The following is a 19,319-nucleotide window of genomic DNA, read 5'->3' on the forward strand; positions in this document are numbered from 1 at the left end:
AATATAGTTAGGTTGACTTTTTGTACATATTGAAATTATTGGAAATAATAAAAAGAGGTTGATTAAAATTGGGATCGAGAGAAGTGCTAGCCAAAAGGGTAGCTTGGATTAGTGTCATTAGTAATATTGTATTAACTATTGGAAAATTAATAGTTGGCTGGGTGGGGAATAGTGACGCTGTTTTCGCTGATGGGATTCACTCTGCTGCAGATGTCTTTGCCTCTGTAATTGTATTAGTCGTTATTAAAATTGCAAATAAACCTGCAGATCAAGAACATCCATATGGACATGGTAAGGCAGAGATAATAGTATCAGGACTAGTCGGAATGATACTTCTTGGAGTTTCCGTCTATCTGGTATATGAAGTGATTATGGGATTCTTTCATCCGATAACAACGCCAAGCTTAATCGCAATGTGGGTTGCTGTAATTTCATATATTTCAAAGGTGCTTTTATATCGATATAGTAAGAAGATTGCTGATGAACAAAATAGTAAAGCGATTGAAGCAATTGCTTATGATCATAAGGCTGATATTGTTGCATCCATTGCAGCTGCGATAGGGGTTTTATTGTCTATAATCGGGGAAAAGTTAACGATTAATTTCCTTCTTTATGGGGACAAAGTTGCCACTATTATCGTCGCATTTTTAATCTTTAAAATTGCAAAAGAAATGGTAAGTGAAGCTTTTGATATTTTACTTGAGCGAAATATAGATTTAGAAATTTTAAGGGAATATCGTGAAATTATTGCTTCCTTTACGGAAGTGAAAAGGATTGATCGTTTACGTGCTAGAGAACATGGCCACTATATTTTAGTCGATTTACGAATTTCCATCGATTATGATAAAACGATTAAGGAAGGTCATGATTTATCAAGAAAAATCAAAAAGAAGCTAATGGCAAAACACGACAATATAAATGAAGTACTAATTCACCTGAATCCCTATTTTAAAGAATAGCGACTAGAGAAAAATTAAATGTTATTTGAAATGTGACAATATTAGTAACATATGCCTACTTCCATTGAATATAAGTACTAGCAGCACTATAGTAAAGATAAGATAATAAAGTCTTTCTTAAGGAGCAGAATACAGTGGAAAAAATATTATATATTACAGCAAATCCATTTGATGAATCTAGATCATATGGAATGGCAGTAGGTAAGGCATTCATTGAACAGTATAAAGCAACCAATCCAGAGGATGAAGTTACACACATTGACCTATATAAAGAATATATTCCTTCTATTGATGCAGACGTATTCCAAGGCTGGGGAAAACTGCAATCTGGAAATGGTTTTGATCAGCTATCTGATGAAGAAAAAACAAAAGTAAGTCGTTTGGCGGAACTAAGTGAACAATTTGTTCAGACTGATAAATATATTTTTGTTACCCCATTATGGAATTTATTATTTCCTCCTGTTATGAAGGCTTATTTAGATTCTGTAGCTGTAGCAGGAAAGGCATTTGAATATACAGCCGAAGGACCAAAAGGGCTTCTTTCTAATAAGAAAGTTCTTCATATTCAGGCGAGTGGCGGGATTTATTCTCATGGACCTTCTGCTGAAAAAGAAATGGGACATCGCTATTTAAAAACATTGATGGGTTTTTTTGGAATTGATGATTTCCAAGGATTATTTGTGGAAGGACATGATTTAGCTCCAGAAAAGGCAGAAGAAATTAAAGCGAATGCGATTGCTCGTGCAAAAGATGTAGCGGTAACTTTTTAAATAGAAAAAAGTCGAGAAAATCTTAAGGACATATAAAGAAGTTTTCTAAGAACGCGAACTTCTTTATATGTCCTTTTTTAATTATTATCCCATGCTTCATTTAATGTATTGCGAAAGAGATCATTTAATCGTTCTGTAGGGTCCAATAAATTTTTCTCTAATCCTTTTGCATATGTCTCTAAAAGGTTTATCTCCGTATCCAAAAATTCATTAATAAGGTTAATCCTTGGTTCTAATGCCAATTTTTGCCCTGATTTTTTTCTTTCTACTAACGATTCAATCTTTATACGAAGAGCTCCCATTGGAATAAGCACTTGTACTAGAGTGTTAAACTCCATTGGAGGTATTGTCTCGAAACTCTGCACCCACTTAGCAGCTAAAACTGGCCGCAATACATAAAAATATTTTTTTATTTTCACAATATCCCCTTGAAGATATTCTCGAAAATTTCCTTTTGCCATATTAATATAATGATAAAAAGTGGAAGTAGGAGAGAATACTTCTTTTTCTAAGTTTCTCATTTTTTCAATGGTCGAAAAGCGCTGATAATAAATCATATTGGAGTGTAGCCATTCTAATAAAGGTGGATTGGATTTTCGGAACAGCTTAAGTGCTTTAGTCAATTCCCAGCCACTTATATCTAATAAAGGATCTACAGGGATGGATAATGAATCACGTTTCGGTATCTCGATCACGTCTCGTTTGCGATCAATCGATAAATACCAGCTTGGATGATGAATATAAATAAAGCGAACATCATAATCACTTTCCTGAGAGGAAAACCCCCATGCACGACTACCTGATTCACAAGCATACAGTACTTTTATGTCATATTCTTTTTCCATTTGCGCTATTATTTTTTTGATATGATGTTCCAATAAGGTACACATCCTAATTATTTTTTTGTTAAAGAACATGGTAACATTCTTCCATCTTTTTTGTAAAATGACAACGTTTTCTTGTAAAATAGTAAGTAGTGTAGACTTTAATTAGCTTATTATAACTTAAGCTCAGTCGAAAAGCAGTTATACAAAGGGGGGAAGGGGAATTGAAGAATATACCTATTGCATTGCAGATGTACACGTTAAGAAATGAATGCGAAGTGGATTTTCGCGGGACTCTCCGTAAAGTTGCTAGTTTAGGTTTTCAAGGAGTAGAGCTAGCGGGATATGGCGGGATACCTGTAGGCGAATTAAAGGAATTACTGGATGAACTAGGTCTTAAAGTAGCAGCGTGTCATGTTCCTTTAGCTGTCATAGAAAGTAATTTAGCAGAAGTCATCCAAGAGCAGATAGTATTAGAAAGTAAATTTTTAGTATGTCCCTATCTCTTACCAGAGAAAAGAACAGAAGCTGATTATCAGTCCCTGATTACTTTCTTAAATAAAGCTGGAGCAAAGTGTCAAAAAGCAGGAATTTCTCTCTGTTATCATAATCATGATTTTGAATTAGATAACTTACAGGACGGCAGAACAGCATTAGATACGATAATGCAAGAAACAGACGTAAGATTTGTTTTTGCAGAACCAGATGTATATTGGCTTTCTAAGCGAGAATATGATCCAGCTAAATGGATTGATACATATAGAGAGAGAACGAAACTTGTCCATTTAAAAGATATGACAAAAGATGAAGAAGGTTTCTTTGCGGAAGTAGGGACGGGTGCTATTGATTTTCAATCCATTCTAAAACAAGGGAACGAAGCAGATATACAATGGTGGATTATCGAACAGGATGCTACGAGAAGAACCCCTTTTGAAAGTATTGAAATTAGTTTAAATAACTTAAGAAAAATGCTAGATGAACTAAAAAATGTAGTATTCAAAGAAATAGAGGGGACGGGTTTCTAGCCCCCACTATTTCCTTTCCGCTATGTTTATTATTGTTCTCTTAGTAAAGGCATAGAGCAGCAGCGAAAGGAACCACCAGATTTAATTATTTCTGAAAAATCAACTTCAATGACTTCATAGCCTCTTTTTTGTAGTTCTTTATTTACGCCTTCATTCATAGGTAAGCTAAATACTTTTTTGTTGCCAATGGATAATACATTGGTACCTAATGTTGCTTGCTCTTTTGCACTTATATGAATTAAATCATAACGATCTCGTAACATTCTTTCTTTTTCTTTATGGAATTCTCCTGGAAATATTAGCGCCTCAGTAGGAGACAGAACATTAAAAACACAATCAAGATGAAGATACGTATCGGTAAAGGGAACATGAATTACATCATAGGATGGTAGTAATGTTTGTAAATGACGGATAGCAAATTTATTTGTACGCTGACTAATGCCAACATAAATGGTTTTACCATCAATGATTACATCTCCCCCCTCAATCATATTACCTTTTATATCGGTATAAGTAATTTCTTGTTCTTTTAAATAGTCTATTAAAATCTTTTCCTCTCCTCGTCTTACTTCACGAGCCATTTCCGCAACGAAGATTTGATTACCTAATGTGAAGCCAATATCTCTTGTAAATACCTGTTCATGGTATTTTTCCTCTGGAGGAAGAAGAATCGTTTCTACTCCGTGCTCTTGCAGCTTTTCAACAAACATTTGATGCTGTCTTTCGGCGACATTTCGATCAATATTTTTCTTTGCATGTTTTTTTTGAATATCGTTTATAGGAACTTTAATAGCCATATATTCCGGGGAAACTAAAACAACTGTTTTTAATGAATCATATTCATTAGAACAATGTACTTTCATGACAAAATCCTTTCCATTGTAGTATGGAAGTAGTTTTTCCAGTTTATAATTTTTTTATGAAAGAACTTGAGTTGTTGGGTTTATTTGAAGGGAAGAGCACTTTATATGGAAGGATATGAAAGCCACAAGGAAAATTGAGAAGAAGTGGTGTTCATCAAGCGCTTGACGACAACCATAGCAAAGGAAAATCCTAAAAAGTAGGATTCATCCATCCTGATAGAAAGATAATAAATACAAAAAGCCAGTGAAGGTTCCTTCACTGGCTCTTGATGAATAGATTATTAACTTTCGTCTATATCCTTACGATTTTTCTTAAACATTTTTGAAAGAACTTCGTATACAATTGGAACAATAACAAGGGTTAATAAAGTAGAACTGATTAAACCACCAATAACCGTAATACCAAGGTCTTTAGAGATTAATCCACTACCACCTGATCCAATTGCTAATGGAATTAATGCACCAATTGTTGCAATTGCTGTCATTAGAATAGGGCGAAGACGAGTAGAACCTGCTTCCAGAATCGCTTCACGCATATGCATTCCATCACGTTCCATATGAATGATGCGGTCTACTAATACGATGGCATTTGTTACAACAATACCAATTAACATGAGTAATCCCATCATAACCGATACGGAAATAGTTAGACCTGCCAGATATAAGCCTACAAATGAACCAATAACGGCAAACGGTAAACTAAATAAGATAGAGAATGGGGCAACCCCTTCACGGAATGTTACAACAAGAATAAAGTATACAATCGCAACAGCAGCAATCATTGCTACACCCAATTGCGTAAATGTTTCATTCATATCTGCTGCAACACCAGCAACATCTATTGTAACGCCTTTTGGTAAGTCGATTTTATCGATTTCTTGATCCACTTCACTTGTTACTTTGGAAACATCACTACCAAGAATTTTTCCTGATACAGTTGCGTAATACTCTCCTTTACTACGAGAAAGTGTATTTAAAGTAGTTCCTTCTTCTACTTCAACAAGCTCTGAAAGGGGCATCGTATTTCCTAATGCAGTTGGAATTTCTGTGTCTAGCATATCGTCAATTGATTTTGGCTGTGCTGCTTTTTCTTGCTGAACGATGACATCTAAAGCTTCACCATCTTTTTCAATGGTTGTGACAACATCTTTTGTATTATCTGGGCTTAGCATCATTAGAAGCTGACCTGCTGTTAAGCCGTACTGCAATAATTCATCTTGATCTACGTTAAATGTATATTCTACATATGCATCTTCAGCAGTAGTTGAAACATCTTCTAATTTGTCGTTTTCTTTTAAAATATCTTCTGCTTTTTTAACAGCTTCATTAAGCTTATCTAAATCTTCGCTATAGAATGTATAGCTTACTTCATTTGTTGACATTCCCATTGATGAGAAGTCTTGCGTTTTCCATTCACCAGACTGACCAATATTTGTAATGTATTCTTCAATTTCATCACGAACTTCTGGGAAGTTCTTCATATCTTCATCAAAGATTAGGTACATAAGTGCACCGCCAGCTCCCATGCCCATCATGGCACTTTGTGCATCAGCAGTATCATTGATAGATAATTGAACAATATCAATATCTTTGCGATCAAGCATTTTTTCTTCTACTTCTGTAACGTTCTTTAATGTTTCATCCTTTAATTCACCAGTTTCTGGTGTATAGGTGATATACATTGTTTTTTCTTCTTCACTTCCTAAGAAGCTAAAGCCGATTAAAGGAGTAAGAGCAACACTTCCAGCTAATAACACGACTGCGATAAGAGAAGTGATGATTTTATGGTTAAGAGCTTTTTCAAGAATCCCCTTATACCAATTCGCCAATTTGCCGGCTTCTTTATGAGTGCTTTCTACTTTCTCTCCATATAATTTCTTCTTGAATAAGAAGTGAGAAAGAGCTGGCACAATTGTTATTGCAACAAGTAAGGATGCGCCAAGTGAGAATGCCATTGTTAAAGCGAAAGGACGGAATAATTCTCCAACCATTCCACCAACAAACATCAATGGTGCAAATACAGCTACCGTTACTAATGTAGAAGAAAGGATTGGTTTAAACATTTCAATCGTTGCTTCTCTAATTAAGGCACGACCTGTTAATTTTTCTTCTTTAAGGTGAAGTCGTCGGTAAATATTCTCCACAACAACAATAGAGTCATCAATTACCCGACCAATCGCAACCGTGATAGCACCTAGTGTCATGATATTTAACGTAATATCCATCCAGTTTAGTAGTAACAATGCCATGAAAATAGAAACTGGGATGGAAATAATAGAGATAATCGTTGATTTAAAATCGCGTAAGAATAACAAAATGATTAATACAGCAATTAAACAACCAAATACTGCTTTTTCAATCATCGTAAATACCGATTTTTCAATTGGAGCTCCTTGGTCAAGAGAAACATCAATCACTAAACCATCGATATTTTTTTGTTCGTCTTCCATTAAATCTTTAACACTGTTCACGACATCAACTGTATTAGCTTGCTGTCCTTTCACTATTTGTATCGCAATGGCGTCTTCACCGTTAGTACGAGAGACAGATTCTACTTTCCCAACCACTTCAATTGTAGCAATATCACTAAGTTTGACGAATGGTGATGGATTTTGTTCCGATGGAGTTACAGGGATAAGCATATCCTTTAGCTCTTTTTCTGTCATGAACTTTCCATCGATTGCAACTGCTTGTTCCCCTTCTTCAAACTCGTAAAGTCCTAAGGAAACTGCTAAGTTGCTTGCTTGGATCATTTCTTTAACTGTATCTTCAGTTAGATCCAATTGTGCCATTTTTTCTTTATCATATGTTAAATCTACTTCTTCAATATGCTGTCCGGTGATAGTTGCAGAAGCAACACCATCAATTTTTTCGATTTTTGGAAGGAGGATTTCTTCAACAGTTGATGTTAATTCTGTAATATCTTCTTCTGTACTGCTGACACTTAACGCTACAACTGGCATCATATTCATACTGATTGCTGTAACTGTAGGTTCCTGTGCATCATCAGGCAAGGTGATATTATCTAAAGCAGATTGTAAAGCTCGTTTTGCTTCATCCATATCTGTGCCATATTCATACTCTAGTTGAACATTTGCCATGTTAGAATAAGAGTTCGAATAAACAGCTTTTACATCTTCAAGATTTTCAACAATTTTTTCTATTGGCATGGAAACCTCTTCCATGACCTTTTCCGGAGTTGCTCCCGGGTAAACATCCATTACGGTTAAGTATGGAATCGAAATATTCGGTATGGTCTCCATATTCATTCTCGTACCAGAATAAATACCTGATACAGTGATAATAATGGTTAGAAGCCAAACCGCAAGTTTGTTACCTAACACAAAATTTACTAAACCTTTCATAATACACCTTCCCTTTATTGACTAATCTAACTCATTTACCTATAATAAATGACTAAGTGGTCATATGTCAAACGAGAGTTCATAGGAGTGGATGAGCATGACGAAAAAACAGCTAATTATGGAAAAATCAATTGAGTTATTTGCAAAACAAGGATTTTCAGCTACCTCTGTACAACAAATAACGGAGCATTGTGGCATATCAAAAGGTGCCTTTTATTTATCCTTTAAGTCTAAGGATGAACTAATTATGGCCTTAGTTGATTATTTTATGGAACAATTTATCGCAAAACTTGACTATGCAGTCAATCGTGAAGAGGATGTCCTTTATCATTTTTATTATGAAATCTTTTTTGCATTTAAGGAAAATTCTAGTTTTGCTATGTTATTTCTTAAAGAGCAAGCGCTTTCTTTTGATGAAGAATTTATCAATAAATGTACTTATTATGACCATTTACTGGAGAAAACAATCGTGCGCATGATTGAGAAAGTTTATGATCCGTCCATACAGAAATTGAAATTTGATTTAGTATTTAGTATTAAGGGTTTATTAAATACTTATACGCATATTGTTTTAAGTCATCATGAATGGATTGATTTTGATTTGCGAATGCTTTCAAACTCTCTAGTGGAAAAAACCGATATTCTTGCTACCCATACGAAATCTCCATTTTTTACAGAGGAAAAATATCAGCTGCTACATCATTCCCTTACAATAGAAGTAGCTACAAAAGAAGAGCTATTACATCAATTAAAAGGGAAAATAGAAGAAGTGGAAGATGTTTATGTGAAAGAATCTTTATCATTACTTACCGTAGAGGTGGAAGAAAGAACACTAAGTAATGTTTTAATCAAAGGTCTAATTGAAAATATTAGGCATCATCGAGATTGTATGTGGCTATCTTATTTATTATTTAACTATTTTAAAATGGATAGAGCTCAAGAAAAATAACATATTAGTAAGGATGAAAGTAATCATACAAATTAGAAGAGAAGTATGAATGGTTATAAATAAATCTGAGTACTGAAGGTTTAGTGTTTAAATAAAGCGCTAAACCTTTTTATTTTTTCGGATGGATATATATGGATATATGATGAGGCTGATGACCTGAATTACTCTATTTGGCAATTCTGTTACCGTGAACAATCAAGAGGAACGTTGACACTCGTAATCTACTATATTTATAATCTCACATAGAAAGAAAGCGTTTACTTTAATTAGAGAGATAGACTATAAGTAAATGCTTAATTTAGTAGTAACTATTATTTAGGAATGTGAATAGGCTTTTTCTAAATAACAGATTGCTTAAATCTAGAGCAGGAGGAGAAAAAATGAACCAATTTGTAAGGAAGCTACTTATTATTCTAACTGTATTGGTCCTTGTTTTAACTACAAGAGGATTCACCTTCGAACAAATGAGTGCGAAGGCAGAGAATACAGAAGCAAAGGAAATACCTGAACACACATTAAGAATTCATTATCAAAAAGAAGACAAAAATTATGAGGATTTGGGATTATGGCTATGGGATGATGTAGCATCTCCTACTGCTAATTGGCCACAAGGAGCTATGGCTTTTGAAGAAGAGCAACAAGATGAGTATGGTACATATATTGATATTCCTTTGAAAGAGGATGCAAAAAAAGTTAGTTTCCTAGTCGTAAATCGTACAAATGGAGAAAAAGAGGGCGGAGATAAGACGGTTACCTTAAGCAACCCCGCGTTGAATGAGATATGGATTAAGGAAGGTTCCGATACGGTAAATCTATTCGAACCAGTTAATTTGCCTGAGAATACAGTAAGAATTCACTATCAACGAGATGATCAAACTTACGACAAGCTAGGTTTATGGTTATGGGAAGATGTAGAATCTCCGTCTGTTAATTGGCCAACAGATGCGCTTGCATTTGAAAAAACAGATCGCTATGGCAGCTATGTGGATGTTAAGGTGAAGGATGATTCACAAAAGATTGGCTTTCTTATTGTGAACCGAGAAAATGGAGAAAAAATTGGCGGGGATAAAGGTTTTGCATTACTTGAAGAATATGATCATTTATGGATAAAGAATGAAGATGATAATGTTTATATTTCTCCATATTGGGAAACGCCAACTGATTTGGTATCTGGTGAGTTATTGTCTGATAAAGCAATTCAATTAATCTTTTCTAGTACAAAAGGTCTTACAGAGGAAGCTTTAGCCAAAGACCTATCTATTGTGGACAAGAATCAAGAAGCGATTGCTTTTGATGGCGTGAAAATTTCGAATGAAACAATTGTGGAAGTAACAGGAGTTTTTGACGCAGAAAAAGGACCGTTTACGATTTCTTATCAAGGAAGAACAGTGACAGTCAAATCTGGCTGGAAACTGTTAGATGAAAATTATTTCTATGAAGGAGACGATTTAGGGGCTACTTATCATAATGGGGATGCAACGTTAAAATTATGGGCACCAAAGGCAACAAAAGTTACAGCCGTTTTTTATGACAAAAATGATGCTGCTAAGAAAATTGGTAGTTTAGATTTAGTACAAGGTGACAAAGGTGTTTGGAGCGTGGAAGCAGAGGCAAAAGAGCTGGGGATTAACAATGTAAGAGGATATTACTACCAATATGAAGTAACAAATGACGGGAAAATATCAAAAGTTTTAGATCCTTATGCTAAATCAATGGCTGCTTTTACTGTGAACACAGAAGGAAAGGTTGGCAGCGATGGTGATACAGTTGGTAAGGCAGCAATTGTTGATCTAAGTCAAACAAACCCAGCAAACTTTAATAGTGCGAATATTAATGGCTATGAAAAACGAGAAGATGCAATCATTTGGGAAGCGCATATTCGTGACTTTACTTCTGATCCGACAATTGAAACAGATTTAAATGGTCGATGGGGTACCTATAAGGCATTTATTGATAAGCTAGATTATATTAAATCCCTTGGTGTCACGCATGTTCAGTTACTTCCAGTAATGGCATGGTATTGGGGGGATGAGACAAAAATGGGGGACAGAGAATTAGAGTATTCTTCAGCAGGAAATGAATACAATTGGGGCTATGACCCACATAACTATTTCTCTCCAGATGGTGCATATTCTGAAAATCCGAAAGACCCTGAGCAGCGTATTAAAGAATTAAAGGAGTTAATAAATGCCATTCATGATGCCGGAATGGGAGTCATACTAGATGTCGTTTATACCCATATGTCCAATGCGAGTCTATTAAATGATATTGTGCCAGATTATTATTTTTTCCAGGACAGCAATGGCAAATTTGTCGGAGGGTTTGGGAATAACTTGGCAACAAATCACAAAATGGCGGAAAAGCTAATGATTGATTCGGTAAAATACTGGTTTACTGAATTTAAAATTGATGGTATGAGATGGGATATGATGGGGGATGCGACCTATGAAGCTGTGCAAAATGCTTATGATGCAGCAGCAGCTATCAATCCTGATGCATTATTTATCGGGGAAGGCTGGAGGACCTTTTCTGGACAACTAGCAGATTCATCTTTAGCAGGAAAAGGTGCGGATCAAGACTGGATGGATAAGACAGATAATGTTGGTGTTTTCTCCGATGAAATGAGAAATGAGTTAAAGTCAGGGTTTGGATCAGAAGGGGAGCCGCGCTTTATTACGGGAGGAGCTCGTAATATTCAAACGATTTTCAACAATATTAAAGCACAGCCATCCAATACTCCGGCAGATGATCCAGGGGACATAGTGCAATATATTGAAGCACATGATAATTTACCATTATATGATATTATTGCGAAAGCATTGAAAAAAGATCCGTCCATTCCAGCTAATGATCTGGAAATTCATAAACGTATTCGTCTTGGAAACTCGTTGATTTTAACATCTCAAGGAACGGCTTTCTTACATGCTGGCCAGGAATATGGAAGAACAAAGCAATGGCTAGGTAAAGGAATTCCAGAGCAAAAATATGATGAATTCACCGATGAAAATGGTAACGCCTTTGGCTATTTTATCCATGATTCGTATGATTCTTCTGATGCAATCAATATGTTTGATTGGACAAAAGCAACAAATAAGGAAGAATATGCAGTGAATGATGAAACAGTCGAATATACAAAAGGATTGATTGAATTAAGAAAATCAACAAATGCATTTCGTTTAGGGGAAAAGAGTCTAGTAGATTCTAATGTGACATTAATAGAAGCGAAAGAAATACAAGAAGAAGATCTTGTAATTGCATATAAAAATGAGTCAACAGATAATACGGGAAGCTACTATGTATTTATGAATGGTGATACAAAATCAAGAGAGCTAACATTAAAGGAGGACTTAACAAGCTATAAAGTGCTAGTGGACGATGATGAAGCTGGCAAAGATGCTGTTTCAGAGAAAAGTGGCTTTACATTAGCGTCTGACAAAATAACACTTGAGCCGTTAACTACAGTTGTTATAAAAGATGAGAAAGAAACAGAAGAAAAGCCGGATAATAATGCTACTGAGCCAACTAAGCCAGAAACGCCAGGTGAGTCAACAGATCCAGTTACACCAGAAAATCCGGCTGAAAAGGACGAAGATCCAGTTATAGCTGAAAAGGAAGTCAATGCTGGTAGCGACGAAAAAGCAGCAAATGAAAAGGAAGTATATAACGATGGAAATTCCGAAAATTCATTGCCAAATACAGCAACAAATAATGGAACATATCTGTTGATTGGTACTATTCTTTTAGTTACTGGAGTAAGTCTTTCTCTTATCCTTCGTAGAAAAAAACAAATACACTAATGTGAAATAAGAGCAGAAGTCAGGATTTTATGTGTAAAATCTGATTTCTGCTTTTTTTTGAAAAAAATCAAAAAATCATAGAAAGAAAGGATAAGAACAAAATTTTGTGCGCAACTTATTACTCAGAAGGAGGTGAAAGAAAAATGAAAAAATTTATGGCAATGTTTAGTTTATTTATATGTTTAGTTACACTTCCAACGATGGTAATCGCTGATACATATACAGTAAAAAGCGGAGATTCGATGTGGAAAATTGCTGTGAAATATCAAATCGGCTTACGGAAAATTATTGATGCAAACCCGCAGATTTCAAACCCAAGCTTAATTTATCCTAATCAAAAATTAACGATTCCCAATATTGATTCTATTAAAACAGTAGAACGTGAAGTCATTAGACTTTGTAATATTGAGCGTCAAAAAAATGGACTTCCAGCATTAACGGAAAACTGGGAATTATCCCGAGTAGCTAGAGACAAATCAATGGATATGGCACAAAAGAAATATTTCAGCCATACAAGTCCAACATACGGATCACCATTTGATATGATGAAAGCATATGGAATCAGCTACAAATCAGCTGGAGAGAATATTGCTCAAGGACAAACAAGTGCACAAGCAGTCGTACAAGCATGGATGAATTCAAGTGGTCACCGAGCAAATATCTTAAGCAAAAGTTTCACACAAATAGGAGTAGGCTATTACCAAAGCGGAAACTATTGGACACAGATGTTTATATCGAAATAAGTAAGAAAGAAGGGGTTACACCTTAAGATCTAAGGGGCAATCCCTTTTTTTGCTATCGAAAGCTTTGCTTAAGCTCACACTTGCTTTTTTTCTTAGTTCTGGCTTCAAGAGTTCGCGTCGTAAATACTTTCCATCTTTCATCTGCGTCTATCGTAAATCTATAAGAATTTGTTTTTTTGGTAAAACATATTTTAATTAAAAGAAAAATACAACTAGTGACAAGGAGAATCTTTTTATGAGAGAATATTTTAAAAAAAAGGAGGTTATGTCCATGTATAGTTTTAACAATGATTATAGTGAAGGCGCACATCCAAGAATTCTCCAAGCATTGGTAGAATCCAATTTACAACAAGAAATAGGGTATGGACAGGATTCCTTTACAAACAAAGCGGTGGAAGTATTAAAAGAAAAAATGAAAAGTGATGAGGTAGATGTTCATCTCTTAGTCGGTGGAACACAAACAAATCTCATTGCAATCTCTGCCTTTTTAAGACCACATGAAGCAGCAATTGCAGCTTCCACTGGACATATTTTTGTCCACGAAACAGGGGCGATAGAAGCAACAGGGCATAAAGTTTTAACAGTTGATACGGAAAATGGAAAGCTAACACCAGATCTGCTGCAAAAGGTGCTGGATGAACATACAGATGAACATATGGTTAAGCCAAGGCTAGTATACATATCTAACTCAACAGAAATTGGAACCATTTATTCCAAACAAGAACTTGAACTATTAAGTGCGTTTTGTCAAAAAAATAATTTAATTTTTTATATGGATGGCGCACGATTAGGATCTGCACTATGTGCAAAGGATAATGATCTAGATTTAAGTGATTTTCCAGAATTATTAGATGCTTTTTATATCGGTGGAACAAAAAATGGAGCATTAATGGGAGAAGCTCTTGTGATAAAGAATGATTCCTTGAAGGAAGATTTTCGTTACCATATAAAGCAAAAGGGAGCGATGCTAGCTAAAGGGAGAGTTCTAGGAATCCAATTTTATGAACTATTTAAAGACAATCTTTTCTTCGAATTAGCGGAGCATGCTAATAAGATGGCAGACAGACTAAACATAGCATTGGCAGAGAAAGGCTATCAGTTTTTAACGCAATCTTCTACCAATCAAGTATTCCCGATTTTTTCTAATGAAATGATTGCCGAGCTGCAGAAGAATTACCAATTCAATATTTGGGGAAAAGTCGATAATGATCATTTTGCGATTCGACTTGTTACTTCATGGGCAACAAATGAGGAGGAAGTTGAAGCTTTTATTAAGGAATTAAAATAAAGCTTGTTAAAAAATCAAAAATTTAGTTTTTCTATGGCATACCGACAATAGAAATCGGTATGCCATATTTTAGTCCGGAGAAAAATGTATCTATGATTCAACCGTAAAAAGATATAATCCAAAATTAATCCTAAGTGAATATATAGTGCTAAAAAGATATAGATCGATGGAACCTTTTACCTTATAGTTCGTATATATTTACATAAAAATAACGGAGAAAGGAAAACGAGCTATGTACGAATTCGAAGGAATTTTTTGGTTGAAATTATTGATCATATTATTTGTCTTTTTTATAGCTAGTTACCTAATTGATTTAGTTGCTAGAAAAATATTGAAATTACCAAGACGAAAGTTTTTCTCTTATAACCATATAAATAAAGTGCACGAACGAATCGATTGGTGTATAAGAATTGCTTTCATGTTCCTTTTATTTATAGCCTTTATAATAAATTATGCTTATAAACTGTGGTATTTGCAGCCCTATTTTGTATTGCTTCTTTTCATTACTGTTTCAGGACTTACACGTGCCTTAATGGAGTGGAAGTATTTGGACAATCGCAAAGAATCGCTATTTACATTTCTTCAACTTGGTTTTCTACTCCTATTGTTCAGTGGAATTGTGTGGATAGCTACAACATCATGGCTCGGATAATATGTAGTACAAGGAAAAAGACTAGTACTTGGAATAGGAATTAAAGCGGAGGAGTGTTTTACGCTTTAAAGGCGAGTTATAAACATTCCTTCTATGTGGAAAACTGCCGACTGATTTATTCTTAATATAATAGACTCAACTTTCGCAGAGTGATATCGGCAAATAAGCCTTGATATAATTAGGAAGGCCAGCGATCCACTGTTCAAGTTGACTTTGAATTATTTTTTTGATTTTCTTATTCGTTTGTTTAAGTGCATCTTGAAGAAGCTCGATCAATTGCTGTAATGCGACAGCCCAATCAAGTTCATTTACTTCATCGCATAATTCGTAAAACAGACCACCTATTGTGCGTTGATCGGTATTACAGCGATTCTGCCACGACAGAACGATAAAACGAGAAAACACAATCGTTGTATGGCAAATAAGCGCGTCATATGAACGGCTTTGGAATTCTTTTTCAAGTTTCAAAAGAGATTTGGCCGCCTTAAAGAATACCTCGATATCCCAGCGCATTCCATAGATTCGGACGATCTCCTGTTCTGAAAGAGTGCAGTCTGTGCTGAGGATGGCAAGCCAGTCGCTTTTCTTATTTCTGTTTTGAATGAATACCACTTTAATTGGTGTTCCATTAGCCATCATCGTATGGATGGAACGAAGAATTCCTTTCTTGGATTGAATGGGTCCAGCTAGGTGGTATAGTTGCTTTAAAGAAACCATCTCCCCGTTTACGTTATAACGTTGTTTTGTTTCTTTGACCATACCAATTACGTCTAATCCTTGATCCACAATAGACTTTACAAGTGGTGGCAATGTAAACCAAGAATCCATAAGGACATAACTTGCATCTATCCCATTGGCTAATGCACGTTTAATCATGTCAGGAACTTGTTCAGGCTCAGTTTGTAATGCATTTTCTCGACGCTTGTATCCACAAGTACGTTTATCAATTTTTTCAGAGATACCATTGATTTGAGACTTTTTTGAACTGACTAAAGAAAAGTCAATTGGCATAAATGTATAGCCATCTGACCAGCCCAAAGTGAGCATACGAAACCCCTTAAAGAAACGCATTTTCAGGGAAGCATGATCAAAACAACGAGCGAGAAGCTCTACCTTTTTACTACGATTTCGGTCATACGCAGAATCATCGATAATCAGTACTTTTGGACGCTCTTTATTCGTAAGGCGAGTCACCTTTTGAATAGTAAAAATGCTCAACAGTAGTAAGAAACGGCGCCAATTAAAAGTTGATTGGTTTAAAAAGCGATAGACGGCATCTTTGGCTGGAAACTGATCGGCTTTCTTTGAATCAAGAAGTGAAAACCAATTTTTGTGCTGGAAAATCAAACAGAAAACAAGCTGAAATAAGTAGGAACAGCTGAAACCGAAGGATTTTTTAATTCCTGCTTGGCGCAGGTGTTTATTCATTTCAAGCTCAGAAAAAACCGAATTAAGTTCTTTTGGTAGTTGATTGTTTTGGCTATTTTGGTCTATCATATAGGGAGCACCTCTTCTGTATGGTAGTGTTTTCTCTACAATTACACTATACCAAAGAATGAGGTGTTATTTCATTTTATTAAACACTGTCAAGCAACATATTTAATAGACCATAGACGCAATACAACTAACGATTTGCACTTATTTTTTTGGTGCGAAAGTTGAGTAATAGAATAATAAAATCTTAAATGCAGTGATGGTTGTATAGATTTAAAAGTAGAGAGCAATTTGCTTTCTATTTTTTTAGACAAGAGATTATCATTACATTCTCTCTGTTCCAATCCTTAACTTTTCCTGCATTCAGTGAATCAACATATTGAGGGGATATATATTAACCACAGTTATTTACAGCGTTAGGTAGAATGTAAATTTTTTATTAATATTATTGTGGAAACTTTTGCAAAATAAAAATTAGCATGAAAAAATTCAATATTCTATTGAAAGTAGAGATGATGTGATATAAACTAACATATAGTTACAAATAACGGCAAAACTATTAATTCTTATAGCTATTTTATACATAAATTAATGAAGTCTTGTATACAGTAAGTTTCAGAGGAGGAAAAGATGGTAGATTCGAGAGTAATTGAGATTGCTGAGAAAGCGAAGGAATGGACGCTGGAGGCTGGGGCACGTCTAAACTTATCTCAGGAAGAAAAGTTAAATGTCGAATATAAAACATCTGCTGCTGACATTGTTACCCAAAAAGATAAAGAAATTGAACAATTTTTTATCGGAAATATTAAGTCAACCTATCCTGGACATTATGTTTTAGGAGAAGAAGGTTTGTCAGATGTATTACCAATAGATACGCAAGAAGGAGTAGTTTGGATTATTGATCCAATAGATGGTACAACTAATTTTGTCCATCAGAATCTGAATTATGCAATCTCTGTTGCGGTTTATATTGATGGTGACCCAACCATTGGTTATATTTATGATCCTATTAAAAAGGAACTGTTCTCTGCAATAAAAAATCAGGGCGCTTTTCTAAATGATCAGCCATTATCTACTTTAACTTCATGTAGGGTAGAAGAGGCAGTAATATGTTTCAATCATTTGTGGCTTGTTCCAAATGAAAAAGTGGACTATGAAAAAATGCACCATTTAGTAAATGATGTAAGAGGTGTTCGTTATCTTGGCTCTGCAGCATTAGAAATGGCATATGTTGCTTGTGGGAGATTAGATTCTTCCTTGGATTTTAGACTTTCTCCATGGGATATTGCCGCAGGTATAGTCATTTTGAATGAAGTAGGTGCAGAAATGACAACCTTGGAAAACCAAGCGATTAATGTATTTACGAAATCATCCACTATATTTTCTAGACCGGGAATTCATCAATATATTCTTGAATATCTATCTTAAAAATAGTAGGTTTCTATTAAATTGAATATTCTGAAAAAATTAATGTTTCATTTAGCTAAATAAAGGATCAGGTAATTGTCAGTCTTTCTTAATTACTATTACCACTTGTATTACAGTATTTATATCTCTCTTTCGTAATAGAAATGGACTTTTTCCATTTTTATATATATTTTATCCATTACAACAATTTGAACAGGGGGGGACAAACTTTTAGTATGTAGATACATACTAAAAGCTACTTTTTTATCGTTTTTTTGCAGTTGTTTTCTTTTATTTATTACACAATTTATTAAGAAAAGAGGGCTAAGAAATTGAAAAAGACATTATTTTCACTAGTTATGGTATTAATGCTTGTAGCACTAACAGCTTGTGGTGGGAAAGAAAAGAACGAAAGTAGCAATGGTAATGACGAGGAAATTAAGGAATTAACTTTAGGGTTTATTCCATCACAAGAGGCAGATAAAATTGCTGATACAGTAGAACCACTTGAGGAAAAACTTTCAGAAGAACTTGGAATTCCTGTTAAAGCAGAAGTTATGATTGACTTCGTTGGATTAGTAGAAGGTATGAGAACGGGGAAAATTGACATTGGGTTCTTAAATCCATTTGGTTATGTTCAAGCAGAAGATCGTGCCGATGTTGATGTACTATTAAAAGCGATTCGTAATGGCGGCGACAGTTATGTTGCTCAATATGTTGTTCCTGCAGATTCAGAAATTAATTCTATTGAAGATTTAGTAAATACAGAAGGTCTTGTTTGGGCATATGCAGATACATTATCTACTTCTGGATATTTATTCCCTGCATCACAATTAATGGATATGGGCGTAGAGGATTTATCTACACATTTCCAACATTCAGTAGTTGGTGGACATGATAATGCGATTCTTTCATTACTTGATGGACAAGCTGATTTTGCAACTACATTTGATGATGCACGTGATACAGTAGAAGGTGACTATCCTACAGTTAAAGAAGACTTAAAGGTTATCGGTCATACAGATCCAATTCCAAATGATACATTATCTGTACGCAGTGATCTTCCAGATGAATGGAAACAAAAAATTAAAGATGCATTCCTAGCATTTAATGATGATGAAGAAATGATGGCAATCATGAATGATGTATATACTTGGGATGGAATTGCAGAGGCTAAGCCAGAAGATTATGATATTGTAAGAGAAGTATATAGCAAGTTCGAAGATGAGTTATCTGAATAATA

13 protein-coding genes and 1 pseudogene are annotated in these 19,319 nt (G+C 34.9%); 10 read left to right on the forward strand and 4 right to left on the reverse strand.

The window, feature by feature from the left end:
* Nucleotides 1-68: 68 nt before the first annotated feature.
* Nucleotides 69-959, forward strand: a complete 891-nt coding sequence (locus ACWNMZ_RS18950; protein WP_031536376.1) for a cation diffusion facilitator family transporter — start codon at nucleotides 69-71, stop codon at nucleotides 957-959.
* Between the two features lie 134 nt (nucleotides 960-1,093).
* Nucleotides 1,094-1,729, forward strand: a complete 636-nt coding sequence (locus ACWNMZ_RS18955; RefSeq protein WP_031536377.1) for an FMN-dependent NADH-azoreductase — start codon at nucleotides 1,094-1,096, stop codon at nucleotides 1,727-1,729.
* A gap of 77 nt (nucleotides 1,730-1,806) precedes the next feature.
* On the opposite strand, the gene ACWNMZ_RS18960 is transcribed toward ACWNMZ_RS18955, so the two are convergent.
* Nucleotides 1,807-2,607: a nucleotidyltransferase domain-containing protein gene (locus ACWNMZ_RS18960; RefSeq protein WP_031536378.1), complete on the reverse strand. Its 801-nt coding sequence runs from the start codon at nucleotides 2,605-2,607 to the stop codon at nucleotides 1,807-1,809.
* Between the two features lie 170 nt (nucleotides 2,608-2,777).
* Here ACWNMZ_RS18960 and ACWNMZ_RS18965 point away from each other — a divergent pair, with 170 nt between their 5' ends.
* Entirely contained in the window at nucleotides 2,778-3,578 is an 801-nt protein-coding gene (locus ACWNMZ_RS18965; protein WP_031536379.1) for a sugar phosphate isomerase/epimerase family protein, read from the forward strand.
* Nucleotides 3,579-3,607: 29 nt separating this feature from the next.
* Here the strand turns inward: ACWNMZ_RS18965 and ACWNMZ_RS18970 are convergent, their stop codons facing one another.
* Nucleotides 3,608-4,441 carry a dimethylarginine dimethylaminohydrolase family protein gene (locus ACWNMZ_RS18970; protein WP_031536380.1) on the reverse strand — a complete coding sequence of 278 codons (834 nt, stop codon included), beginning with the start codon at nucleotides 4,439-4,441 and terminating at the stop codon, nucleotides 3,608-3,610.
* 281 nt (nucleotides 4,442-4,722) lie between these two features.
* A complete protein-coding gene (locus ACWNMZ_RS18975) occupies nucleotides 4,723-7,806 on the reverse strand; it encodes an efflux RND transporter permease subunit (RefSeq protein WP_031536381.1) in 3,084 nt (1,027 codons plus the stop codon).
* A gap of 97 nt (nucleotides 7,807-7,903) precedes the next feature.
* Here ACWNMZ_RS18975 and ACWNMZ_RS18980 point away from each other — a divergent pair, with 97 nt between their 5' ends.
* The 5 genes and pseudogenes from ACWNMZ_RS18980 to ACWNMZ_RS19000 all read left to right on the forward strand — a co-directional run bounded on the left by ACWNMZ_RS18980 (nucleotide 7,904) and on the right by ACWNMZ_RS19000 (nucleotide 15,235).
* A complete protein-coding gene (locus tag ACWNMZ_RS18980; RefSeq protein ID WP_031536382.1) occupies nucleotides 7,904-8,755 on the forward strand; it encodes a TetR/AcrR family transcriptional regulator in 852 nt (283 codons plus the stop codon).
* A 491-nt stretch (nucleotides 8,756-9,246) separates the two neighbouring features.
* A pseudogene (locus ACWNMZ_RS18985) lies at nucleotides 9,247-12,552 on the forward strand (pullulanase); the annotation flags it as partial.
* Nucleotides 12,553-12,695: 143 nt separating this feature from the next.
* The gene (gene safA / locus ACWNMZ_RS18990; protein WP_048718538.1) at nucleotides 12,696-13,295 is read left to right on the forward strand and encodes a SafA/ExsA family spore coat assembly protein; all 600 of its coding nucleotides are present in this window, start codon (nucleotides 12,696-12,698) and stop codon (nucleotides 13,293-13,295) included.
* Nucleotides 13,296-13,566: 271 nt separating this feature from the next.
* Nucleotides 13,567-14,583 (forward strand): threonine aldolase family protein, encoded by a 1,017-nt coding sequence (locus tag ACWNMZ_RS18995; RefSeq protein ID WP_031536386.1) that lies wholly within the window; start codon nucleotides 13,567-13,569, stop codon nucleotides 14,581-14,583.
* Nucleotides 14,584-14,815: 232 nt separating this feature from the next.
* A complete protein-coding gene (locus ACWNMZ_RS19000) occupies nucleotides 14,816-15,235 on the forward strand; it encodes a DUF4181 domain-containing protein (protein ID WP_031536389.1) in 420 nt (139 codons plus the stop codon).
* Nucleotides 15,236-15,370: 135 nt separating this feature from the next.
* Here ACWNMZ_RS19000 and ACWNMZ_RS19005 read toward each other — a convergent pair whose 3' ends face one another.
* Nucleotides 15,371-16,732 carry an IS4 family transposase gene (locus tag ACWNMZ_RS19005; protein ID WP_449598292.1) on the reverse strand — a complete coding sequence of 454 codons (1,362 nt, stop codon included), beginning with the start codon at nucleotides 16,730-16,732 and terminating at the stop codon, nucleotides 15,371-15,373.
* Nucleotides 16,733-17,299: 567 nt separating this feature from the next.
* On the opposite strand from ACWNMZ_RS19005, the gene ACWNMZ_RS19010 reads away from it, so the two are divergent.
* On the forward strand, nucleotides 17,300-18,097 hold the full coding sequence (locus ACWNMZ_RS19010; protein WP_048718461.1) for an inositol monophosphatase family protein: 798 nt from the start codon (nucleotides 17,300-17,302) through the stop codon (nucleotides 18,095-18,097).
* A gap of 311 nt (nucleotides 18,098-18,408) precedes the next feature.
* Complete coding sequence (gene phnD / locus ACWNMZ_RS19015; protein WP_081836572.1) at nucleotides 18,409-19,317, forward strand: phosphate/phosphite/phosphonate ABC transporter substrate-binding protein; 909 nt, start codon at nucleotides 18,409-18,411, stop codon at nucleotides 19,315-19,317.
* Nucleotides 19,318-19,319: the final 2 nt, after the last annotated feature.

It is taken from the genome of Niallia sp. Marseille-Q9988, from assembly GCF_976954375.1.

What these genes read in the sequence shown, in the direction of transcription:
- ACWNMZ_RS18970 (WP_031536380.1), bottom strand. Translation starts at nt 4,441, where the DNA reads ATGAAAGTACATTGTTCTAATGAATATGATTCATTAAAAACAGTTGTT.
- ACWNMZ_RS18975 (WP_031536381.1), bottom strand. Translation starts at nt 7,806, where the DNA reads ATGAAAGGTTTAGTAAATTTTGTGTTAGGTAACAAACTTGCGGTTTGG.
- ACWNMZ_RS18980 (WP_031536382.1), top strand. Translation starts at nt 7,904, where the DNA reads ATGACGAAAAAACAGCTAATTATGGAAAAATCAATTGAGTTATTTGCA.
- safA (WP_048718538.1), top strand. Translation starts at nt 12,696, where the DNA reads ATGAAAAAATTTATGGCAATGTTTAGTTTATTTATATGTTTAGTTACA.
- ACWNMZ_RS18995 (WP_031536386.1), top strand. Translation starts at nt 13,567, where the DNA reads ATGTATAGTTTTAACAATGATTATAGTGAAGGCGCACATCCAAGAATT.
- ACWNMZ_RS19000 (WP_031536389.1), top strand. Translation starts at nt 14,816, where the DNA reads ATGTACGAATTCGAAGGAATTTTTTGGTTGAAATTATTGATCATATTA.
- ACWNMZ_RS19005 (WP_449598292.1), bottom strand. Translation starts at nt 16,732, where the DNA reads ATGATAGACCAAAATAGCCAAAACAATCAACTACCAAAAGAACTTAAT.
- ACWNMZ_RS19010 (WP_048718461.1), top strand. Translation starts at nt 17,300, where the DNA reads ATGGTAGATTCGAGAGTAATTGAGATTGCTGAGAAAGCGAAGGAATGG.